General features: G+C 37.2%; 25 protein-coding genes. 2 read left to right on the forward strand and 23 right to left on the reverse strand.

Annotated features, from left to right (window positions below):
- Window positions 1-141 precede the first annotated feature (141 nt).
- From V7124_RS05160 to V7124_RS05235, 16 genes are all read right to left on the reverse strand, one after another.
- Window positions 142-1332, reverse strand: a complete 1191-nt coding sequence (locus tag V7124_RS05160; protein WP_335486847.1) for a hypothetical protein — start codon at window positions 1330-1332, stop codon at window positions 142-144.
- Window positions 1307-1858, reverse strand: a complete 552-nt coding sequence (sigX, locus tag V7124_RS05165) for an RNA polymerase sigma factor SigX (RefSeq protein ID WP_335409130.1) — start codon at window positions 1856-1858, stop codon at window positions 1307-1309. Before sigX ends, V7124_RS05160 begins: the two co-directional genes overlap by 26 nt.
- 189 nt (window positions 1859-2047) lie before the next feature.
- Window positions 2048-3829, reverse strand: a complete 1782-nt coding sequence (locus V7124_RS05170) for an ATP-binding protein (protein ID WP_335409128.1) — start codon at window positions 3827-3829, stop codon at window positions 2048-2050.
- The gene (locus V7124_RS05175) at window positions 3826-4542 is read right to left on the reverse strand and encodes a response regulator transcription factor (RefSeq protein ID WP_335409126.1); all 717 of its coding nucleotides are present in this window, start codon (window positions 4540-4542) and stop codon (window positions 3826-3828) included. The genes V7124_RS05170 and V7124_RS05175 overlap by 4 nt, the downstream gene beginning before the upstream one ends.
- Window positions 4543-4718: 176 nt before the next feature.
- Window positions 4719-5903, reverse strand: a complete 1185-nt coding sequence (gene ccsB, locus V7124_RS05180; protein WP_335409123.1) for a c-type cytochrome biogenesis protein CcsB — start codon at window positions 5901-5903, stop codon at window positions 4719-4721.
- Window positions 5904-7535, reverse strand: coding sequence for a cytochrome c biogenesis protein ResB (gene resB, locus V7124_RS05185; protein ID WP_335409120.1), 1632 nt, complete (start codon window positions 7533-7535; stop codon window positions 5904-5906).
- A gap of 24 nt (window positions 7536-7559) precedes the next feature.
- Complete coding sequence (gene resA, locus V7124_RS05190; protein WP_335409118.1) at window positions 7560-8084, reverse strand: thiol-disulfide oxidoreductase ResA; 525 nt, start codon at window positions 8082-8084, stop codon at window positions 7560-7562.
- Window positions 8085-8187: 103 nt separating this feature from the next.
- On the reverse strand, window positions 8188-8925 hold the full coding sequence (rluB, locus tag V7124_RS05195; protein ID WP_335409116.1) for a 23S rRNA pseudouridine(2605) synthase RluB: 738 nt from the start codon (window positions 8923-8925) through the stop codon (window positions 8188-8190).
- A 228-nt stretch (window positions 8926-9153) separates the two neighbouring features.
- Window positions 9154-9690 carry a spore maturation protein gene (locus V7124_RS05200; RefSeq protein ID WP_335409114.1) on the reverse strand — a complete coding sequence of 179 codons (537 nt, stop codon included), beginning with the start codon at window positions 9688-9690 and terminating at the stop codon, window positions 9154-9156.
- Window positions 9691-9695: 5 nt separating this feature from the next.
- Window positions 9696-10283: a nucleoside recognition domain-containing protein gene (locus V7124_RS05205; protein ID WP_335409112.1), complete on the reverse strand. Its 588-nt coding sequence runs from the start codon at window positions 10281-10283 to the stop codon at window positions 9696-9698.
- Window positions 10276-11421 (reverse strand): D-alanyl-D-alanine carboxypeptidase family protein, encoded by a 1146-nt coding sequence (locus V7124_RS05210; protein WP_420490507.1) that lies wholly within the window; start codon window positions 11419-11421, stop codon window positions 10276-10278. Before V7124_RS05210 ends, V7124_RS05205 begins: the two co-directional genes overlap by 8 nt.
- 138 nt (window positions 11422-11559) lie before the next feature.
- Window positions 11560-12450 (reverse strand): superoxide dismutase, encoded by an 891-nt coding sequence (locus V7124_RS05215; RefSeq protein WP_335486850.1) that lies wholly within the window; start codon window positions 12448-12450, stop codon window positions 11560-11562.
- Window positions 12451-12553: 103 nt separating this feature from the next.
- Window positions 12554-13042 carry a YpuI family protein gene (locus V7124_RS05220; RefSeq protein WP_335409108.1) on the reverse strand — a complete coding sequence of 163 codons (489 nt, stop codon included), beginning with the start codon at window positions 13040-13042 and terminating at the stop codon, window positions 12554-12556.
- A 32-nt stretch (window positions 13043-13074) separates the two neighbouring features.
- On the reverse strand, window positions 13075-13494 hold the full coding sequence (locus V7124_RS05225) for a hypothetical protein (RefSeq protein WP_335409106.1): 420 nt from the start codon (window positions 13492-13494) through the stop codon (window positions 13075-13077).
- A gap of 101 nt (window positions 13495-13595) precedes the next feature.
- Window positions 13596-14183 (reverse strand): SMC-Scp complex subunit ScpB, encoded by a 588-nt coding sequence (scpB, locus tag V7124_RS05230; protein ID WP_335409102.1) that lies wholly within the window; start codon window positions 14181-14183, stop codon window positions 13596-13598.
- Window positions 14170-14943: a segregation/condensation protein A gene (locus V7124_RS05235; RefSeq protein WP_335409100.1), complete on the reverse strand. Its 774-nt coding sequence runs from the start codon at window positions 14941-14943 to the stop codon at window positions 14170-14172. The genes scpB and V7124_RS05235 overlap by 14 nt, the downstream gene beginning before the upstream one ends.
- A gap of 196 nt (window positions 14944-15139) precedes the next feature.
- Between V7124_RS05235 and V7124_RS05240 the strand changes: the two genes are divergently transcribed.
- Window positions 15140-15232, forward strand: coding sequence for a YjcZ family sporulation protein (locus V7124_RS05240; RefSeq protein ID WP_335409098.1), 93 nt, complete (start codon window positions 15140-15142; stop codon window positions 15230-15232).
- Window positions 15233-15352: 120 nt separating this feature from the next.
- Window positions 15353-15874, forward strand: coding sequence for a DUF309 domain-containing protein (locus tag V7124_RS05245; protein WP_335486853.1), 522 nt, complete (start codon window positions 15353-15355; stop codon window positions 15872-15874).
- Window positions 15875-15898: 24 nt separating this feature from the next.
- Here the strand turns inward: V7124_RS05245 and V7124_RS05250 are convergent, their stop codons facing one another.
- The 7 genes from V7124_RS05250 to sigF form a co-directional block, all read right to left on the reverse strand.
- Window positions 15899-16249: a GNAT family N-acetyltransferase gene (locus V7124_RS05250; RefSeq protein WP_335409092.1), complete on the reverse strand. Its 351-nt coding sequence runs from the start codon at window positions 16247-16249 to the stop codon at window positions 15899-15901.
- A 374-nt stretch (window positions 16250-16623) separates the two neighbouring features.
- A complete protein-coding gene (gene lysA, locus V7124_RS05255) occupies window positions 16624-17928 on the reverse strand; it encodes a diaminopimelate decarboxylase (RefSeq protein ID WP_335486856.1) in 1305 nt (434 codons plus the stop codon).
- 170 nt (window positions 17929-18098) lie between these two features.
- Window positions 18099-19583: a spore germination protein gene (locus V7124_RS05260; protein ID WP_335409087.1), complete on the reverse strand. Its 1485-nt coding sequence runs from the start codon at window positions 19581-19583 to the stop codon at window positions 18099-18101.
- Window positions 19546-20145: a stage V sporulation protein AE gene (locus tag V7124_RS05265; RefSeq protein ID WP_335409085.1), complete on the reverse strand. Its 600-nt coding sequence runs from the start codon at window positions 20143-20145 to the stop codon at window positions 19546-19548. The genes V7124_RS05260 and V7124_RS05265 overlap by 38 nt, the downstream gene beginning before the upstream one ends.
- A gap of 67 nt (window positions 20146-20212) precedes the next feature.
- Window positions 20213-20635 (reverse strand): stage V sporulation protein AB, encoded by a 423-nt coding sequence (locus V7124_RS05270; RefSeq protein ID WP_335486859.1) that lies wholly within the window; start codon window positions 20633-20635, stop codon window positions 20213-20215.
- Window positions 20625-21245 (reverse strand): stage V sporulation protein AA, encoded by a 621-nt coding sequence (locus tag V7124_RS05275; RefSeq protein ID WP_335409082.1) that lies wholly within the window; start codon window positions 21243-21245, stop codon window positions 20625-20627. Before V7124_RS05275 ends, V7124_RS05270 begins: the two co-directional genes overlap by 11 nt.
- 274 nt (window positions 21246-21519) lie before the next feature.
- On the reverse strand, window positions 21520-22278 hold the full coding sequence (sigF, locus tag V7124_RS05280; protein ID WP_335409766.1) for an RNA polymerase sporulation sigma factor SigF: 759 nt from the start codon (window positions 22276-22278) through the stop codon (window positions 21520-21522).
- Between the last annotated feature and the right edge of the window lie 6 nt (window positions 22279-22284).

The following is a 22284-nucleotide window of genomic DNA, read 5'->3' on the forward strand; positions in this document are numbered from 1 at the left end:
AGCTCTTTTCTTATTAAAAATTTGGTGTTTTCTACCAAAACACAGCAGAAGGATAAATTTGCGGTATAAAAAACAACAAATTAAGAAAAGAGCCTTCATAAAAAAAGATTAACCTTATTCGGTTAATCTTTTTTAATCTGCTTATTTGATTGTTCGAAGATTGGCTGCTAAAGGAACCTTCACTTCCTTTGAAAGATCAAAAGGTCCTAAAAGTTGAATGGGGGGATTTACTATCGTTATTGTCTCAATCCCAAATTCCTTTGCGGTTAATAAAATTGCTTCAAAGGAGAATACCGTTGCAAGGTTATTTTCCATTTTTGAGTTTTCATCCATACTGATTAATAATTTATTTTCTTTTATTGTAACATCCTTAATAGGAAAATCTGACCCTATCGTTGCTGTTAAGCCTAGCTCTTGTTGATCAGTCTTCATTATTTCAAAAGCTGAGTTAATATCTTGATATTTTTCCGTGGAAGGGACCAAGTAGGCGGTATCCATTCCATCTGGTGTATAAGAAAAATATGCATGATTTCCTACTGGCTCCACTTTCATTTCTTTAATTACACCTTGATTCCCAAGTTCTATTCCAGGCTGACCATTTGTGGTAAATTTAATTTTATTTACTTGACTATTCGAAGCTATGTTATTGTTCAATGAGGTTATAAAAATTGTTTCAGCTGTAGAACCTTGCCCATATTTATGATCTATAGGTACGTCTACAGTGACGGTATTCGTATTACTATCCCATGTAAAAGTTGCGTTCAAAGGGTAATAGTCTGTCAATCCCCATTCCTCTTCTTTTAATAATCCCATTGTTTCAGTAAAAATTGTCAGCCAATCCTTACTAGTGTCTGGAGTTATAACTGTAGATATAGGCACCAACATTTGTACTTGAGAATCTGGGACCCAATAAGTCATTACTATCCCATTTTCAATTTCGTTATCATATAATGCCGTTTTACTACTTTCGTCCGCCAGCATTTTGGGTGCTGCGCCTGATTTTCCATTCTCTATTTCAGCAGAATCTTCCTCTTTCATTAAAATTGATGAGTTTTTATCATCAGAAAGGCTTATTTTCTCTTCACTAGTGGATTGTTCCTGTTTAGCGCTATCAAAAGAATATTCTGTTCCGGTTAACAGCCTAGGAATGAATAAGAACAGAAGGAGTACAGCTGCGACTGCAGCAAAACCAGGTACTACCCATGCGGGTCGTTTTCTCTTCTTGATAGAAAGATTTTGATAAATGTCACGAGGATTGCGATGGTCTTGTATTAGGGGCATTTGCCTTAGTAATTCTTCGAGCTGTTTATCGCTCCACTCTGACTTCTTCACTCTCTAATCCCTCCTGTTCATTAAAAATTCCCATGTGCTTCTTCAATACTTTCAATGCACGATGTTGAGTTGTTTTCACTTTACTTTCCGTCCACCCCAGTGCCTCTGCAGTTTCAGTGATCGACAAATCGTTTAAGTACCGAAAAATGACAACCGAACGTTGGTCAACAGTGCAATAATCCAAACATTGATAAATCCATTTAATTTCTTCCTTTTGAATGGTTATTTCTTCTGGAATGGGATACTCGTCTTTCACTTGACTTGAGGACCAATCAAATTTTTCGAGCAACCTGCCCCTCCATCCTTTTTGTTTTCGGAAGGAATCAATCGCCACATTGCGTGCGATAGAAAAAAGCCATGTTTTTTCACTGCTCTTTCCTTCAAAGCGTTGATAAGATTTAAAAACCCGAATGTAAACTTCTTGAACTAAGTCCTCTGCTTGTTCTTTGTTTCTTACCATATAAAATAGGTATTGAAAAACATCATGATGATATTTTTGATATAGCTCATCGAAAACGGAGTCCATCCATTCCCCTCCCCGTTCATAGAATTAGTCGTTATTTATGTACAAAACGTTACATATATTAAATATAGACTTTTTATGAAAAATTGTGAAGGCAGGTAAACAATATTAAAAAAAAACCCACCATCTTAGATGAGTTTAGTGTTTTGAGAAAATGTTCCCCGTGTATCAAGAGAAATCGTCATATTTTTCTTATTTTCGAGGCAGCAAAAAGGTAAATGTCGTTCCTTGTCCAATTTTACTGTTTACAGAAATATACCCGCGATGTGCATCAATTATATTTTTAGCGATAGCTAGTCCTAAGCCAGTACCAGCTCTTCCTCTTGTACGAGCTTTATCAGCTTTATAAAAACGTTCAAAAACAAATGGCAAATCTTCTTCAGGAATTCCTGATCCTGAATCTGACACTTGCACTTTTATACCGAAATCATCACTATTTACATGTAACTTTACTAAACCGCCCTGTGGAGTATGTCTTATGGCGTTATCAATTAAATTCGTCAGTACTTGTTCAATCCGATCTGGATCAAATAATAAGTTGGGAATATCATGCTCTAGGTCAGCACTTAAATGGATTTCATTGTCTCTCGCAAGCCCTTGAAATTTAAAAACAATTCTATTCATAAACGTATTTAAGTTAACCTCATCAAGGTTTAATTGAATATGACCTGCTTCCATTCTTGCAAGATCAAGGAGTTCATTGACCAATCGGCCCATCCTCAATGATTCATCATAGATGACTTTAGCCATTTCCTTCTTTTCTTCCTGAGACTCGGCTATATCATCTACAATGGCTTCGCTATAGCCCTGTAACATGGATATTGGTGTTCTAAGCTCATGAGAAACATTTGCAATAAAGTCTTTCCTCATTTTTTCTAATACCCGTTCCTCGGTCATATCTCTAAGAACCGCAACAGCTCCACGAATAAATCGATTGCTATATAGCGGACTGACTAGGACAACCCAGTGTCGGCCTTGAAGAGAAATTTCCCCTGCTTGCTCTTTCTCCGTATCAACAGCACGCTGAAAAAGCTCCATTGCTTCGGTTGGAATTTCTTCCGCAGCAGCACCAGAGGCACCTTTTTCATAGTACCAATATTGCAAAAAGCGCTCCGCAGGAGGATTCGTTATCAAGACGGTTCCATCCCGGTTGAAGGTAATAACCCCATCTGCCATACTACTTAGAATACTGGCTAGTTGCTCTTTTTCCTGGCTAAGAGCATTCATATTGAACTTTAACTGCCGCCCCATTTGGTTAAATGCTGTGGCAAGCTCACCGATTTCGTCATGCGTTAGAATCGGGACTTTCGTATCAAACTTTCCTCTCGCTACTTCAAAGGCTGCCTCTCTCATTTTCCTTAATGGGGCAGTAATCCTAGTAGATAAGAAAAAGGCAAAAATAGTCGTTAGGATAATTGCGACACCCGCAACAAGTAAAATAAAATTAGTTGTTGAATGTGTAGTTTCTTGGACTACCTCTAAGGATTGATAGATAAAAACCGCACCATTTTGCTCATCATCCAGCTGAAAAGGGACTCCAATGATTGAATATTTCTCAACCGTTTGCTCCGGATCATCAGAAGGAAGTTTTGAAACCTTTTCAACTGAAGTGTCTTCTGTAAAAACTTTGGATAACTCAACATCATCTTGAATATCTGGCACCGATAACTTTACTGATTTTTCCGAGTTGGGAGAGAAATAGACTTCCTGGTCATTTTTGATGATGACCACCTTTGTAACATCATCAATAATTTCCCAAGAGATTTCTAATCCTAATGGAAATTGCTCACCTGGATGATTTTCCAAGACTTTAGCAATTTTTTCAGCCTGATTCGTTAAATCGTGTTTGGTTTCAATAAGATTGTTATTCTCAAAAAATTCCAAAAGCATAACAGTTAAGATGAAAAGTATAAAGGCAACCAAAAATATTATGGTAAACCACAGTTTACCAACTACACTTCTTAAAAAGGTCATTCATTAACAACCTCAAATTTGTAGCCTACTCCCCAAACTGTTACAATCATTCTTGCTGCTTGCTCAGAGACTTTATTTAACTTTTCACGAAGACGTTTAACATGAGTGTCAACCGTACGCAAATCACCAAAAAATTCGTAATGCCAAACTTCTTTCAGCAATTGCTCCCTGTCAAATACCTTGTCAGGTGATTTTGCAAGGAAATAAAGTAATTCGTATTCCTTTGGCGTTAAACTTACTTCCTTACCATCTGCCAAAACCCGGTGTGCGTCATTATCAATGGTTAAATGCGGGAAAACAATTACATCCTTAGTTGTTGTGTCTGTTTGAAGATAACTAGTTTGTGAAGATCTCCTTAATAGAGCTTTAACACGCAGAACAACTTCCCTTGGACTAAATGGTTTTACAATATAGTCATCTGTACCGACTTCAAACCCTTGAACACGATTAACTTCCTCACCTTTAGCTGTTAACATGATAACAGGGGTAGCTTTCTTTTCTCTTAATTCACGGCAGACCTCGATACCGTCTTTACCAGGCATCATTAAGTCTAAGAGGATTACATCATAATCATTTGCGATCGCTTTCGTTAACGCTTCATTTCCATCCTCAGCTTCATCAATTACATATTCTTCACGCTCTAAATACATTTTTAATAACCGGCGAATTCTTTCCTCGTCATCCACTACTAAAATTTTTACGCTTTTATCCATTATTAATCCCCCCATGCAGTTATTTTACAAAATGTGACTATTTTAATCTATAACTAATAGTAATTGTCATTGCAAAAAGTGTCTAATTTTTGACAATCAATTGTTTATCCATCCATATTTTTGCAAAAAGGCCTTTACTTGAAGAAAGTAAAGGCTATAAAACTTCTTACTTATTATTACCCGGCGTAGGAATGAAGCCCTGCAATAACTAGGTTTACGGCCACTAAGTTAAACATAATAATAACAAAACCTAGTACGGCTAACCAAGCCGATTTTTCGCCGTGCCATCCCTTTGAAAGACGAAGATGTAAAAAGGCTGCGTAAAATAACCATGTAACTAATGCCCAAACCTCTTTAGGATCCCAGCCCCAGAACCTGGTCCAGGCAATTTGAGCCCAAATCATTGCAAATATTAATGCACCTAAAGTAAAGACCGGGAATCCAATCAACACTGAACGATAACTTATTTCATCAACTAAATCTAGGTTTATATTTTTAACTAAAGGCTGTAGTGCTGCAGAAATACGCTTTCTTAATATTAGTCTAATTAAACCATACAGAATGATTCCCCCAATAAATGACCAAATAACCGAATTCATTTTCTTGGCATTTATGATTGCAGGCATTTCTACAAGTGGTTCAAACTTCCCTTCAGTTGTTAACACCCCTTCATGGGGTCCAGTAATCGCTGGCATCGTATATTCAATTGCAGCCTCTCGATCGTTCTTATCTATCCAATTAAATTCGGCTTTATAATCCATTGTAGAAAATAAAGTGGATACGAGTACGAATCCTAATGTAGTCACTAACCCAAACATTACCGTTTCAAGCCAAAATGTTCTCTTACTTGCTTTAGTTTGATCAATCACCTTTACTAGATAAATTAATCCAGCAGCAAAGCTAACGGCTAAAATAGCTTCTCCTAAAGCTGCAGTCGTAACATGAATATGAAGCCAATCACTTTGCAACGCAGGTATTAGTGGAGAAATGTCTCTTGGAAACATGCTTGCATAGGCAATAACGAGTATCGCCACAGGCATGGTGAACAACCCAAGAAGAGGTGTCCGATAAATAAAATAAATAACGATAAATGCACCGACAAGACACATTCCAAAGAAGGTTGTAAATTCAAATAAATTACTAACAGGGGCATGCCCAGCTGCAATCCATCTAGTTATAAAGTAACCTATCTGAGAAGCGAAACCAACGATGGTTAAAAAGACAGCCACTTTTCCCCAGCGATTTGTGCCTTTCTTTTCGTTAATATTTTTCTTAGCCTTAATGGCTCCACCAAAGAAGAGGGTCGCAACTAAATAAAGAATAAATGCAATATAAAGTAAATTACTACTTATTGTTACCAACTAGGCTCCCTCCTTATCCATTATTTCCCTTTGAGTTTGATCTTCAGGAATATTAATTTTCGTTTCATAAAGTACTGATTCAATTTCCCTTTTTAATCCGTACCAATTTTTATTCGTATGCGCTGCAATCCATATTTCACCATTTTTACTTTGCACCCAGATTCTGCGATGATTCCAGTATGCTCCTTGTATAACACCTATCATAAAGAGTATACCGCCCATAGCAATAATCCAAATCGTCAAGTCTTTACGAACGGTCAAAGCAGTAACATTTTTGGTTTCAATCCCTTTAAAGGCCATTTTATATTGATTATCACCTAAAGGTTCAATGGTTTGCTGAATCGCCACAAAACTAGTTTCCCCTTTTGGAACCTCTGGCGATGTCATTCGGAAAACGAAAGCAGGATTGTTGGGAATCCTTGATTTTGTTGTTGGCTCCCCATTTTCTGCAAATTCAAAGTCCGGGAAAAAGCTCAACACTTCTATCCCATATCCATTACCAAGATCATATTTTGGCTTTGGGTCATAAAGATCTATTTTTACGTCTCCAAAAGCCATACCTGTTTCTTTATTTGTTAAAGAAAATGACATGGTATTTAGTTCATCAAGTTTGTAGTCTACTTGATATAACGCAAACTTTTCAAATTTCAATGGTTGATTCACGCGGATTTTATGTTCTTTTACTTTTTTTAATTCCGGTTTTTCTCCAGCAATTGCTGGTCCGACCCTTTTATAAAGAACTGCGTTCGTCTGATAATTTTTAACGACCATCCCCGCACGATCAATTGCAGCTTCAAATGTTTTATCTTTTTCTTTATCATAATTTTCTAGGATAAATTTTTCGTTCGCAACATAATATTGACCATCCGTTTCAGGAACAACCTTTGTTTCACCTTCACGAAGCCATAAAACCTTATCAATATACATTCCTGGAACAAACCGCAGCATGCCGCCAATTAAGAAGATGATTAATCCCACATGGTTCACATATGGACCCCAGCGAGAAAAACGACCTTTTTCCGCAAGCAAATCTCCGTTTTCTTCCCTTACTTGATAGCGTTTAGCCTTTAATCGTTTTTTTACGGTTACTAGATCATCTTCATCAACTTGTTCACTTTTACCGAATATCCGTTGCCGCTTTAAAAAGCCCTCATGTCTAGTTACTCTCTGTGCTTTTAGTGCTTTGTACAATGGCACCACCCTGTCGAGACTACAGATCACAAGAGAAATCCCTATCATGGCGATTAAAACTAGGTACCACCATGAACTGTACAAATTATTAAGGCCTAATTCAAAGTAGAGCTTACCAAACCAACCATACTCTTCTTCGTAATATTCTGCCGCAGGCAGCGTAGGAGGTATGTACATTTCTTGCGGTAGAATCGTCCCAGCTGCAGATGCAACCAACGTGATGACAATCAGCCATACACCTACTTTAACAGATGAAAAAAAGTTCCATATTTTATCAACGATGGACTTATTATATGTTTGTGAGCGGCGGGCACTGCCTTCATACCGCATATCCAGCAGTGGTTGGTCTTGTGATTGTTCAACTAGAACTTTTCCGCATGCTTCACACAATACGGTGCCGTGTGGATTTACATGTCCGCATTCACATTTAACATCGTTCATTGCAAAAATCTCCCCACAAACCCCTTAAGGTTTTATTTTCTCCATAAACTCCCTAACAGTCGCTTCTGTTAACGATCCTGTATGGTATTTAACCACTTCCCCATTCTTATCAATTAAAAAGGTTGCCGGAAGCGGGTTAATTCCATATGCGGATTGAACCTGACTATCTGTATCAATTACCACAGGAAAATCCAGCTGCTTACGTTCTATAAAGTGATTAACAGCTAATTCAGACTCATTAACATTCACTGCCAACACTTGTACACCCTTATCCTTAAAATGATTATATTGATTATTAATATAAGGCATTTCCGCTTCACACGGCTTACACCATGTTCCCCAGAAGTTTAAAAACACTCCCTGTCCTTTATAATCAGAAAGCTTATGTTTTTTACCATCCATATCAACTAACACAAAATCAGGAGCTTGTTTACCAACTTCAACTTTCATTCTAGTATCCTTTGTCAGGTTGGCATACAATGTGTAGGCAACGGCAGAGGCAAGAACGATTAGAATTATAGTCCTCATGATCAATCGCCGTTTTTTCAATATTCTCCCCTCCCCTTTAGACACTTTTTCGACACAATTTGTCTAGATTATATCATTTATCACTATGTTAATAGTAAATACAAATCAGACAAATGTGACATCTTTATGAATTTTTTTTAGTTGACTCAAGCGATAATCCCCTTAATAACTTTACCTCGTGATGAGTTAACTCTCTTGCATCCCCAGCGGAGAGGCCATGTAATGTTAAAAAGCCATATCGTTCCCGTTTTAATTTCTGAACTTCATGTCCAATTGCTTCAAACATTCTCCTAACCTGACGATTGCGTCCTTCATGGATGATAATTTCAATGATAGAAGTTTGTTTTTGCTTGTCTACCGAAAGCATCTTAACTTTAGCTGGTGCTGTTTTTCCATCTTCAAGTTGGATCCCTCTTTCCAACTTTCTAAGGTTCTCCTTTGAGGGGATTCCCTTTGTCTTCGCGACATAAACTTTATCAATTTGATTGCTTGGGTGCATAAGTAAATTAGCAAAATCCCCGTCATTTGTTAAAAGTATTAATCCAGAAGTATCGTAATCAAGTCGCCCTACTGGAAAAATTCTTTCTTGAATATATGGGAAGAAATCAGTTACAACCTTTCTTCCTTTATCATCACTTACACTCGATATAACACCACGTGGTTTATATAATAGGAAATAAACAGGTTCCTCCTTCTCAATCTGGATCCCATTAACCTCAACCCTATCAGATGGAGTTACTTTCACCCCCAGTTCTGTAACAACTTTCCCATTTACCTTTACATGACCTTCTTTAATCAATTCTTCAGATTTCCTTCTTGAAGCTATGCCTGCACGGGCAATTACCTTTTGTAATCTTTCCAATATGATCCACCTCAGCTGTTACCTTTATTTTGAATACTGAGTAATTAGCTCCTCAGTTTACTAGGAAACAAATTTGTTATTCTTTCCTAATGAATTATGACACAAAATTGCCCTTTTTCAAAGTAACGACTATTCTATCTTGAATAAAAATAAAAAAGCAGCCTCCTAGTTATCGTAAACTCTCCAGGAACCTGCTTATTATTTATTATTTTACATACCCAAATCAGTTTAATTTGCACCGAATATTAATACCACTACGATAATGGCTACTATGATTCCTACAACGTCAGCTAGCAGACCGACCTTGAGTGCATCTCCCATTTTTTTGATTCCCACCGCACCGAAATACACGGTTAATACGTAAAAGGTAGTATCTGTGCTCCCTTGTAAAACAGAAGCAAGCCTGCCGATAAAAGAATCTGGACCATATACAGCGATAAGATCACTTGTCATCCCAAGTGCAGCTGTTCCAGAAATCGGTCTAATTAAGATAAGTGGAACAATTTCTTCTGGTACACCAATCGCCTCCATCGCAGGTTTAATCCACTTCATTAATGCTTCTAGGGCACCTGAAGCACGAAAGACGGTAATAGCAACAAGCATCCCTACAAGATATGGAATTATGGAAACAGCAATTTTGATTCCTTCTTTTCCTCCTTCGACAAAGCTCTCATAAGTCGGAACGTTTTTAAACGTTCCGTATAGGAGGATAACACCGATTAGAACAGGAATAAAACCTAGGGAAATAAGTGAAAGAAATTCCATTGTTTTCATCCTTTACGACTTCGTCGTTTATAAAAATAACGGTCAATCATAACAGCGCCGAGCATCGAAATAATGGTTGCAATTAATGTTGGTACAACAATTTCTGTTGGGGAAGCAGAATTGTAATTCATTCGGATCGCAATAACCGTAGTTGGAATGATTGTAATGCTTGCAGTATTGATCGCTAAGAAAGTGACCATTGATCTGCTTGCTGAGTTTTTACCGCCATTTAAGTGTTTTAGTTCCTCCATTGCTTTTATACCAAGTGGTGTAGCCGCATTGCCTAAACCAAACATATTCGCAATCATATTAGACAAGATATAGCCCATTGCAGGGTGATTCGATGGCACATCTGGAAATAAACGTTTCACCAAGGGGCGAAATAACTTTGACAATTTATCAAGTAATCCAGATTCCTCGGCTATCCGCATCATCCCCAGCCAAAACACGAGAATACTGATCAACCCGATACAGAGTGTCACTGCCTCCTTCGCTCCATCAAATATCGCTTTATTTACTTCAGCCAGTGTACCGTTTATCATCGCAAAAACGAAACCAATAATCGTCATAAAAACCCATATATAATTAACCATTTAGTCTCACGCCTATCAGTGATAGAAATATATCTTTTAATGAATCAAATATTCCCTTCTTTTTATCAGGATCTCCCTGATAATAGATAGGTGTTTCACTTACCACCTTTCCATCAAGAAAAACTTGAGCTTTACCAACAGCTTCTCCGTTATGTTCTGTGTTGTTCCAATCTTCTCCAGGCTTATTTAATTTATATTTAATGGAGAACAAGTTCATTTCCTCATTTGTAGCTGGGTAGGCAATTGTTTTTTTTAAATAAAGATGTTTTCGAAAAATTTTATTTGTTTTTATATCTATTTTTCCTTTTGACAGCACCTCGGCCATATCAAAGGTTTTAAAACCATTTTCATACATGGCAATGTGGTCATTCCAATCATCGGAAGCGTTCAGGGTAACAGCAATTAAGTTCATGTCCCCTTTTGTAGCTGTCGAGACGAGTGTTCTTTTTGCACGTTTTGTATAACCAGTTTTGCCGCCTGTCGTATATTTGTATTTTGTCAGTAATCGGTTCTTATTTTTCCACTCTCGATCCCAACTTTCAGTGGGGTTTGGCGCTTTGTATTTCTTCGTTCCAGCAATTTTTTGATAGGTTTTATTATGCATAGCATACCGAGTCAATAAAGCCATATCATAAGCAGTTGAATAGTGATTTTCATGATCATCTAGGCCATGAGGATTGGAAAAGTGAGAATTTAACATCCCTATTTCTCTCGCTTTTTGGTTCATCAAATAAACAAACCCATCCAAGCTTCCTCCGACATGTTCGGCAATGGCAACGGCTGTGTCATTTCCGGACCTAAGCATTAAGCCATATACTAAATGCTTTAGCTTGATTTTTTCCCCAGGCTTTAAGTACACAGACGATCCTTCCGCTCTGGTAGCTTTTTCACTTACTTTCACTAGTTCATTCATTTTACCCGATTCGATAGCCAGGATTGCTGTCATGATTTTTGTAATACTAGCAATCCTTCGTTTTGTATGGGCATCTTTCTCAAATAGGACACGCCCAGATTCTTGCTCCATTAAAACTGCACCACGTGCACTTACGGAAACGGAAGCATCCACCTTTTGAGGAATGTTTGCAATGAATAGTGAGACCATGAGGGTAAAAATGACTAGCTTCCAAATCATTCTCATAAGATTACCTCGTCCCCTTCTTTAAACATGTCCAGCTTCAATACTAGCTTTCTAAAATTTTATGCAGGACAAGCGCTGATATGACAATTTGTCTTTAAAAATGAAAAGGCAATCGACTAGGTGCCGATTGCCTTACCATTAAAATGCTGGCCATTTAATCTCTGAGGCTTTATCAAACCTTAGTTCTACATCGTTCCAGTTTACTAGATTCCACCAATTGTCCACATAATTTGCCCGGTTATTTTTATACTGTAGATAATAAGCATGTTCCCAAACATCTAGAACTAGCAGGGGAATAGTGTCCCACTGGGTCAGCAACATATGTCTTTCTGATTGTAAAATCTCAAGATGCCTTGCCCGCGGTGACCATACGAGGATTGCCCACCCCACTCCTTCTACCTGTTTAGCTGCTTCGGAAAACTGCTTTTTAAATTTATCAAAACCACCAAAATAATTGTCTATTTCCCGCTTAAGGAGTCCTTGGGGGGTTCCTCCTCCTTTAGGAATCATATTTTTCCAAAAAATTGTATGCAAATAATGACCTGATCCATGAAAGGCTAATTCCCTTGACCAATGCTTAACCAGTGAATAATCATGGTTATCCCTAGCCTTCTTTAGGTTTAACTCCGCTTTGTTTAATCCTTCAACATAAGAGCGATGGTGCTTATCGTGGTGCAACCTCATGATTTCTTCTGAAATATGTGGTTCGAGTGCATTATAGGCGTACGGAAGATTGGGGAGTGTATGACCACCTGGGGGGATAGTCTTATTCTCGCCCCAGGTACTCCCAACTCCTTGTTTTCGGGAAAAGTATTCTTCCATTTGTTCATGAATTCCTTCAGCTTTTGACTGAAGACTGAGCATGTCATGATCTGATAATGGTTGCCCTGCCGTTTCGATTAACTCTGTGAATTGTTCAAGCTGTTCCCATAACTCTAGATCATCCTTCACATTCTCCGAATCCAAAAATCGTTTCATTTCCTCATTCCATTCAAATAGTTCATGAACGTACTGATTAAAACGGTTCATTCAAATCCCACCTTTTTATATCGAATCTACCTAAAAGGTATGAAAAATATCTGGGATTATGAACAACAAAAAACTGCCCGAAAGGACAGTTTCTCTAGGACCATTATTTGGACTGAATCATCTTTGTACGGTAATCTGTTTCGTAGTATTCAAGTTCTTCTCTTACTCTTTGGAATTCACCCTCGAGCCCTTTAACTAATTGCTGAACACTTTCAGGTACGTTTTTAAAAAATTTAATTGAGTTCCTTCCAGTATAGGCAGACCGGCTATCCTCAAACCATGCATCATTTTTAGGTGAGAAAAATTCTTCAATGCACTGATGAAAAATTCGATAAAGGGTTTTTTCAGCAGCAGCTTTCTGAAATGGCTCGCTTTGTAAAATGACAGAACATGAATCCAAACTTTCTTCGCAATACACAAGTAGTTTTCTTATATTTGATAGCACTAATTTATAATAGTCTTCATCTCCTGACAACTGTTGTTCCATTTGTGAAATAGTTGTCTCATTTAAATACGTTTCTAATGTATTAATTGTTGAAGTTAAAAATCCACCAACATCTTTTAGCTGTGATCTAACTAATGAATTTCCCATCCTTGCACCCCTTTGAATTCTTTTTACCCTTCCTACTTCGGCTGCTTAATGTAATCAAGCGGAGAACGGAGTTCAAATTTATTATTTTGCTTAACAGAAAGCACTATTTCAGGCAGCTTTTCAAAATCAATGTCTTGGAAATAAGAAGAAAATTCATGTTTTGAATTAATATATAACCGCTTTCGATTACGCAAACCAGGGTTCTTTATTAAACACACCAAGGCAACAATATCTTTAAAAGTAACTTGGATGTCATCGCTAATCAAAATTGGGTTTTGCTGATAAGGAGTGAATTCTTGGAAAAATTCTTCAAAGTATCTCACATATAATACATGTAGAGTCTTTTCTACAGAATTTTCAATAAATGTTACCTCACTTCTATTAAAAAAGTCTTCTGAAGTATTTGATTTTTCCTTTTCTAATTCGTACCCTATACATTCTTTTATGAACAATTACATCAATCCCCTTTTGCCATAAATTAAAAAGTTGAATCTTCTGAATTCCTTTTAAAATTACTTTTATTTTATCACAACTAATGGAACTTGTTTTGTTTTTACGAATGCATCTTCTCTTGAAACTTTTCAAAGAATAGATCCGCTTCCTCCTGCACGAATTCTTCCTCGACTCGATCAGGAAGCGCTGGCAGTTCTTCAATATTTTTTAAACCAAAATAATCTAGAAATTCCTTTGTGGTGCCATACAGGTAAGCTCTTCCTGGCCCTTCAGCCCTTCCCACTTCTTTAATAAGTGCTTTAGACATTAAGGTATGTAATGGTCTTTCTGTTTTCACTCCACGTATTTCTTCAATTTCAACTCGTGTAATCGGCTGATTATAAGCAATAATAGCCAATGTCTCCAGAGCTGCCTGTGACAGAGTAGAAGTATTAGGCGAGTCTACAAGTCTTTTTAAATAGGTTGCATTTTCTTTTTTTGTTGCCAGCTGATATGTACCAGCCAGCTGGACAATCATAATTCCACGATTGGTGTCTGTTTCATATACCCTTTTCAATTCTTCAATAATCTCGCCAGCTTTTAATTCCTCTACCTCTAGAACTTCTGCTACGTGTTTTATCGTTAGTCCCTCATCACCTGCTGCGAATAAAAGACTCTCCAAGATGCTTTGCCAATTAATTATATCCAAGTCCTTGTTCTCCTTCCTTAACTGCATGAACAAAGATATCACCAAAATTCTCTTGTTGTTCAACATCAATTTCTTTTCTTTTGATTAATTCTAATACAGCCAAAAACGTTACCACAATATGGTCCTTTGTAGCTATTGAAAAGAGGTCATTAAAGTTTCTGCGACCTGTTATATCCTTTAATTCATTCATAATTTCTGACATTCTTACTTCAATCGATATTTCTTGTCTAGCAATCTTTGTGGACATAGGGCGTTGCAGCCTTTTTCTTCGTAAAAGTTTCTGAAAAGCTGCCAACATATCGTATAGTGTGACATTTAATTCTGTTCTTTCCGGATGTTTTTCCTTTGCAAGATCCGAAAGATCACTTGGAGGTTTCGTAAACATTAATCCTCGTTCTTCCTCAAGTGACTTTAAGTCATGTGCAGCCTCTTTGTATTTTCGATATTCAATTAATCTTTCAACAAGTTCGTCTCTTGGATCTTCTTCATAACCCATTTCCGAATCAAACTCATCCAATTCCTCCTCATGCTTTGGAAGTAACATTTTACTTTTAATCGCTAAAAGGCTTGCTGCCATTACTAAAAACTCGCTGGCAATATCTAATTTGAGTACGGTCATTGTTTTTATATAGATTAAGTATTGCTCGGTAATTTGGGCAACAGGAATATCATATATATCAATTTCAAGTCGATTTATTAAATGAAGCAGTAAATCCAATGGACCTTCAAACGCATCAATTTTTACATTATAGTGTATCATCTTTCACCAGAATCCTTGAAGTAGTTTTATTCTTAATCATGCCTCTTATTAGTATAGAGGATTAATTTAGGTTATCCAATAAAAAATTCATTCTTATCCTATTGAAAATGTTATGTTGGCCCATAACATTGGACAAGACCCCTACATATGATGAGAGTGAAAAGAATAACAAAACGAGTATAGGAGGTTTTTGAACATGTCTGATGGTGGTTACGGTTTTGGTGGCGGTTTTGCATTAATCGTGGTTCTATTCATTCTCTTGGTTATCGTTGGTGCTTCTTGGTTTTAAGGTAAAGGCCTAAGCAAAATGAAGTCCGTCTTTGATGGCGGGCTTTTTTCATGTGGATAATCTGAACAAATCGCGTTTATATGCTAAACTGTACATATCTTATGAATTAGGGGTGATTTTTTGTACCCGGAGGCGTATATTCAATTTTTAATCCATTTTAATGGCAATCGTGATTATTTTGAATGCCATGAAATTTTAGAAGAGTATTGGAAGGAATCGAACGAAAGAAAAAAAGATTCTATCTGGGTTGGCTTTATTCTTTTGGCAGTATCAAGATATCATCATCGGAGAGGAAATTTTAACGGTGCCAAACGAACACTGGAAAAAGCAATAAAAATCTTGTCCTTACAGGATTGTGAACGAGTCATACAGGGTTTGGATGCAGATAAGCTATTTTCTAAACTGACTAAGCTTCTCTCTCAGATCAATAATGAGGAAAGCTATCAGAGCATTAATTTACCGGTAACGGACCCAGTTCTCATAGATGCCTGTACTAAGGAATGTAAAGAAAAAGGATTTATCTGGGGACAAGAGAGTAACTTAGTGGATGAATTGATTGTGCATCGACATAAATTACGTGACAGAACCTTCATTATCGAAGAACGGCTTGAAGCCCAAAAAAATAGAAAAGGCAACGAATAATAAAGAATCGTTGCCTCTTAACTGTTAGCAAAAATCACACTTTTCAACAAACGGTGCAGTGGTGTCATTTGCTGTTATTTGTCTATCAGGATACATATCCTTCAAAGATTTAACCATTTTTTTCCCTACACCTTGATGACGATGTGACGGATTGACTGAAATATGTTGAATCAGTAGTGAAGATATATCGTCGTTGATTTGAACACCAATAAGACCGATAATATCTTCTTCCTTCCAAAGAAAGAGTTGTAAGTTCTCTTCCGATTCGTACTCCTTAATGGTTAATTGGAGTTTCTTTAAGTCCTTTTCAGTAGGCATAAAGGACAATAAGCCCATGGCTATTTTTTCAAAAGTTTTCTTATAACGAATTAACATAATAGCTCCCTCATTATATTAAATAAACCCAGTTCGCAGATAGTATTTTTTCCAACAAACTCAAAAATAAACATTTTTCTCTATAATATGTAGCCAAATTCGTAAAGTGTTTCATTATTGTCAATCATACATAATAAAGGTTTATCTATCAATCCCAATAATATTATTATTTTGGTACAATAAAAACCCAATAAATAATTCCCCAAATTAGCGCAATTCCCAAAAGGAAACTAAACACAGACCAATTACTTTTCTTCACAAATAAACCTCCAAATACAATTTGAAGATAGCGTATATGTTGTCATTCTACACTAAATATAAAAAATAATCCATTCTCAATAAAATAGTAAACTGCCGCATTCGCAGCAGTATGATTATTTTAATGGAAGATCTAACCTAAGGAGATCTTCATACGTTTCTCTTTTAACAACGAGGGTAGCTTTTCCGCTTTCAACAAACACGACTGCCGGACGTGGTATTCGATTATAATTATTCGCCATCGAATATCCATATGCTCCTGTACAAAAAACAGCGAGGAGGTCATCAGATTCTGTTTCTGGGAGTGGCAAGTCCCAAATAAGCATGTCCCCGGATTCACAGCATTTACCCGCTATTGAAACCTTGTTCGTGCTTTTCGCTAATGGTCTGTTCGCAAGGACTGCCTCATACTTTGCTTGGTAGAGAGCAGGTCTAATATTGTCACTCATACCACCATCAACAGCCAAATATTTCCTAACTCCAGGAACTTCTTTAGATGATCCAATTTTATAAAGTGTTGTACCAGCGTCACCTACAAGTGATCGTCCTGGTTCTATCCAAATTTCTGGCATTTCCAGGGAATATTGCTGAATTAAACTCTTAACTTGATTAATAATTTCACTAACATATTGTGAAGGCATTAATGGCTCATCTTCGCTTGTATAGCGAATTCCGAAACCGCCGCCAAGATTCAATACTTTTGCTGCAAATTGATGATTATGTTTCCATTGATTCATTTTGCCAACAATTTTTTCAGCAGCAAGTAAAAAACCCGTTGTTTCAAAAATTTGTGAACCAATATGACAGTGTAACCCTAAAACATTAAAGTAATTACAACGAAGCGCGGTCACTAATGCTTCCTCCGCTTGTCCATTTTGTAAATCAAAACCAAACTTGGAATCTTCCTGGCCAGTTAAGATATAATCATGTGTATGGGCTTCAATTCCAGGTGTAACCCGGAGTAGAATGCTTATGGACTCATTTTTTTCAAGACAAATCGTTTTTAAAAGTTCTAATTCATAAAAATTATCGACTACAATACAGCCAATTTTATTATCTAGCGCCATCTCTAGTTCTTCTCTGCTTTTATTGTTGCCATGAAAATGAATTTTTTCTGCTGGAAAACCTGCAGCAATGGCTGTGTATAACTCTCCACCGGATACTACATCCAACGATAAACCTTCCTCTTCTGCAAGCTGGAGCATAGCGATTGTAGAGAATGCCTTGCTAGCATATGCAACTTGCGCTTTCACATTTTGCTCATCGAAGGTTCTTTTAAATCCTCGTGCCCTATCTCTCATCAATGATACGTCATAAACATAAAGAGGAGTACCAAATTGTTCGGCCAGTTTTACTGCATCTACTCCGCCTATTTCCAAATTCCCCTTAACGTTTACACTTGTTGTTCCGTAAAAGTACATTCCCTTCCCTCACTTTCGTAAATCCACTTATTAGTATATGTTCAAACCGTGAAAAAGTAATAAAATAAATAGGCAGAATCCATAAAGGATACTGCCTATTTTTTATAGCTAATTATCCTTTTTTTATAATTAAAAATACTTTAGCATAACCTTTTGGTTTCCGCAATAAATTATTCTTCATTAGGCGGCTGGCGGTATCGGTTCCTCGGATGGACAATACTTGGACGCAGGATTGACCCAGGAATTGCCCTGCGGAAAACAATTTGTAAGAATCCTTTTGGCTCAAAAGGTAGAAACGGCCAAAAGTACGGAGTATTAAATGTCCTTGTCGCAACTAAATGAATAAACAGCAAGGTACCGCCAATGACAAATCCTGGTGTATGGAACAAGGATACGAGAATGAGCAGGGTTATTCTACCAATTTTGTTTGCAACACTTAACTCATAGCTTGGTGTGGTAAATGTACCAATACCAGATATTGCAACATACAGAATTACTTCATGAACAAATAATCCAACTTCAATTGCAATTTGACCAATCAACACTGCTGCAATCAAACCCATGGCCGTTGATAATGGTGTAGGAGTATGTATTGCTGCTATTTTTAAAAATTCCAGTCCGAAATCTGCTAATAGAATCTGGATCACGATTGGAATATTGGTTTGTTCATTGGGTCCGATAAACGAAAGCCTATCTGGAAGTAATGACGGTTCTAAAACAAACAATAGCCATAAAGGAAGTAAGAATATCGATGTCAAAATACCTAAAAACCTAGACCAACGTACGAAAGTGCCCATTACCGGTGCTTCACGAAACTCTTCTGCATGCTGGACATGATGAAAATATGTAGTTGGTGTGATGATTACACTTGGTGACGTATCAACATATATAATGACATGTCCTTCTAGTATATGTGCTGAAGCTATGTCTGCACGCTCTGTATACCTTACTAATGGATATGGATTAAAACCTTGTTTTAAAATAAACTCCTCAATCGTTTTATCGGCCATTGGGATTCCATCAACTTTAATAGCCTTAAGCTCTTTCCTAATAATATTTACTAGGTCCGGGTCTGCTACGTCTTCTAAGTATCCAATTGCTACATCTGTTTTTGAACGTTCACCAACTTGGAGAATCTCGAAACGAAGCCGTTCATCTCTTATTCTTCTCCTTGTTAATGCAGTATTAATAACAATGTTTTCAACAAAGCCATCTCGGGAACCTCTAACCACTTTCTCTGTATCCGGCTCTTGCGGTGTTCTGCCAGGGTAATTCCTTACATCAACGGCTAGTGCCGTATCCGCTCCCTCAACTACGACGACAATTAATCCAGATAAAACTAGTGTTACCATTTTGTCGAGTGTTTTTACTGGGCTGACCGATTGATTAACAAGACGGTTTTCAACCACTTTAAATAGATCTGCGGACGGTTTTTCGTGTTCATTAATTGCTACAAGTCCTTCAACTAATTCAATAATAAAACTTGTATCACATAAACCAGTTACGTAGTAAAAGTGAACTTCTTTTTTCAAAATTTTAAATTTACGAACACCAAAGTCAAAACTTACTCCTAAGCCAACACGTTGTTTCATGTAATGTTCTATTTCTTGAAGCGACTCAGGTATCGGCCATACTTGTTCGTTCTCTCTCGTCACGAAATCCACTCCTTTCGAGAATTAGCTCAACCGCTTTTTTTGTAATAGGTGCCCCACGTTCATAATGGTCACGACGTGCCATTTTGCCCACATCTCCGATTCCAACAATGATTGGAACATCTAATTCATCGAGGCAGTATACGGTATCTCCATTTAATCGACCTATCTCAAGTTCAGGAATGCCGTGTTTGTCGACACCATAAGGCGTCAATTCACCATCACGATCGATACTTACATCAATTCTTGTCCACTCTGCCTGATGGGTTTTGGCTGCCACCGCAATAATGCCTAGAACTTCGACATCCTTATGGGTGGCGACATATTTTAATGCCTTTTCGCCTGCACCTTCACCCACAAGTCCACTGTCATCAAACATTATTAATACTGGCTCTTTTTCAGCCTTAATAATCAATTTTACAAGCTCCGCCCCTGTAAGGACGGAGGGGTTCCCTTGAGACTGAGTAATACATTGCCCTCCTACATCACGGGCGACATGTTCGATTGCCCTCTTTGCATACTCATCACCATCAGTAATTAATATAACCCGCCTGCGAATACTCATTATGGAATGTCCTTTCACCGAAAAGCATAAGCGCCTAGGTGCTTATGCTAGACATTTCTCAAAGTTTTTAAAGATGAACAAAAAAGACCCATTGAAATATAGACCCAACAATTTTCCCTAAGACAATGGCCATAATTAGGATAATTATTTTCCCATCAATCCCTAATCTTTTAGCTAGAACAGGAAACACGTTTAATGCCTCTGACAGTCCTGCAGCTAACATTCCAACAAAGACACCCCCGGTTAAACCAAGAGGCAGCATAAAATAGGGGGAAATTCCTAAAATCGGATCTCTTAGACTCCCCGCTATACCTGTCAACGCACCCATAATAACGGCCCATTCATAATGCCGGATCATTTTCATCGTTTTAGTCAACTGAGTTAGTCTAGGGATGATACCTAGAACGGTTAGGAATGCTACAAAACCTGAACCAACGGCTAATCCACCTGCAAGCCCTATAAACATAACGGTAATTACTTTAATCGTCATTGGCACGTTTCATACTTTCCTTATTTTCATGAATAATGACATAATTATCCAAGTCCAATTGGTAGTTAAACATCTCGACTTCCAGTGGACTCGGTTCTTCATTAATCCTTTTTTGAAATACATGATTGAAAAATAAAATCATTCCTAATCCCAAGCCAATGGAATAGGGAATTTGAAATATCCAGGGTTTTGTATCTTCCACACCAGTAATAATTCTATATAACTTTTCCTGAACACTCCGCATACTGACATCGTCATGAAAATTCATAATGGCCATTGCCGAACCAAAAAATAATAAAAACCAAATTAAAATAAATAAAGGAATCGACATTTGTTTTTTCTTTAACATCACTTCTACAATGGTTTGCGCTGGTCCAATCGTTTGGACTTCTGCGTCCTCGATTAAACTCGATATCAATTTAATTATCTTCATCACATCAATGATGATAATATTTTTGTCCCTATCCGTTATTTGATGAACCTTCATTTTTTTCAATTCAGGGACGATTGAGTCTGGAGCAATAATCTGGGCAATATCCATTAAATAGATACTTTCTTCCGGTTTTGCCAGAACACGATTCCGCATGCGGATGTAGACTGTTTTTTCCAAAACATTCACTCCCCACACAATAAATTCTTTGTATAAATAGTATGAGCTATTTTTTTATTTTTACTAAAGGCTCTTTTCTTAGACTTTGTTGCTTTTAGGTAAAAAAATTATTATTTGTTCTGTGTATTAGCAGAAAACAGCATAAATTCAATAAGAAAAGAGCTTGTAAACTAAATTCAAAGGCGTAAAAATACTATTGCCACGTTAAAGTCGGCTTTAAGACTTTAACAACAATCGTTATGAAAACAGCCTTACTAAAAAAAGACCGTTTGGATCAGAGATCCATACGGTCTTTCATTTGAGATAGTATTTTTTTCTCAAGTCTTGAAACTTGGACCTGTGATATTCCCAGCCTCACTGCAACTTCTGATTGAGTTTGATCCTTATAATAACGCAAATAAACAATTAGTCGCTCACGTTCATCCAATTCACGGATTGCTTCTTTTAAAGCAATCTTATCAAACCATTTGCCTTCATTTCCATCATCAATTTGATCTAATAATGTAATAGGGTCTCCATCATTTTCATAAACCGTTTCGTGAATGGAAGAAGGTGTTCTACTTGCATCTTGAGCTAGTATAACATCTTCTGGTGAAAGCTGAAGATGCTCTGAAATCTCATTAACAGTTGGAATCCTTCCAAAAGTTTTTGATAATTCATCCTTCGCTTTTCTAATTTTATTACCCATTTCCTTTAATGAACGGCTGACCTTAACCGTTCCATCATCACGGATAAACCTTTGTATTTCACCAATAATCATTGGTACCGCATAGGTAGAAAATTTCACATCATAGGAAAGATCAAACTTATCAACAGATTTCAGCAATCCGATACATCCAATTTGAAAAAGATCATCAGGATCATATCCCCTGTTTAGAAACCGCTGGACGACGGACCAAACAAGACGCATATTTTTTTCAGCAATTAGGTCTCTTGCTGCTTGGTCTCCGTCTTGGCTTTTTTTAATAAGTTCTTTCACTTCATGGTCCTTTAAATACGTTTGCGCTTTATCTTTTTTGACCTCCACATCCATTGGCAA

The organism is Neobacillus niacini (genome assembly GCF_036961885.1).
In the GTDB taxonomy this organism is placed as follows: domain Bacteria; phylum Bacillota; class Bacilli; order Bacillales; family Cytobacillaceae; genus Neobacillus; species Neobacillus niacini_H.

Bases quoted from the DNA above. Each gene is read 5' to 3' on its own strand.
- sigX (WP_335409130.1), bottom strand. From the start codon at position 1,858: ATGGACTCCGTTTTCGATGAGCTATATCAAAAATATCATCATGATGTT.
- V7124_RS05170 (WP_335409128.1), bottom strand. From the start codon at position 3,829: ATGACCTTTTTAAGAAGTGTAGTTGGTAAACTGTGGTTTACCATAATA.
- V7124_RS05175 (WP_335409126.1), bottom strand. From the start codon at position 4,542: ATGGATAAAAGCGTAAAAATTTTAGTAGTGGATGACGAGGAAAGAATT.
- resB (WP_335409120.1), bottom strand. From the start codon at position 7,535: ATGAACGATGTTAAATGTGAATGCGGACATGTAAATCCACACGGCACC.
- V7124_RS05200 (WP_335409114.1), bottom strand. From the start codon at position 9,690: ATGGAATTTCTTTCACTTATTTCCCTAGGTTTTATTCCTGTTCTAATC.
- V7124_RS05205 (WP_335409112.1), bottom strand. From the start codon at position 10,283: ATGGTTAATTATATATGGGTTTTTATGACGATTATTGGTTTCGTTTTT.
- V7124_RS05210 (WP_420490507.1), bottom strand. From the start codon at position 11,421: ATGAGAATGATTTGGAAGCTAGTCATTTTTACCCTCATGGTCTCACTA.
- V7124_RS05215 (WP_335486850.1), bottom strand. From the start codon at position 12,450: ATGAACCGTTTTAATCAGTACGTTCATGAACTATTTGAATGGAATGAG.
- V7124_RS05220 (WP_335409108.1), bottom strand. From the start codon at position 13,042: ATGGGAAATTCATTAGTTAGATCACAGCTAAAAGATGTTGGTGGATTT.
- V7124_RS05235 (WP_335409100.1), bottom strand. From the start codon at position 14,943: ATGATACACTATAATGTAAAAATTGATGCGTTTGAAGGTCCATTGGAT.
- V7124_RS05240 (WP_335409098.1), top strand. From the start codon at position 15,140: ATGTCTGATGGTGGTTACGGTTTTGGTGGCGGTTTTGCATTAATCGTG.
- V7124_RS05250 (WP_335409092.1), bottom strand. From the start codon at position 16,249: ATGTTAATTCGTTATAAGAAAACTTTTGAAAAAATAGCCATGGGCTTA.
- lysA (WP_335486856.1), bottom strand. From the start codon at position 17,928: ATGTACTTTTACGGAACAACAAGTGTAAACGTTAAGGGGAATTTGGAA.
- V7124_RS05265 (WP_335409085.1), bottom strand. From the start codon at position 20,145: ATGAGTATTCGCAGGCGGGTTATATTAATTACTGATGGTGATGAGTAT.
- V7124_RS05270 (WP_335486859.1), bottom strand. From the start codon at position 20,635: ATGACGATTAAAGTAATTACCGTTATGTTTATAGGGCTTGCAGGTGGA.
- sigF (WP_335409766.1), bottom strand. From the start codon at position 22,278: ATGGATGTGGAGGTCAAAAAAGATAAAGCGCAAACGTATTTAAAGGAC.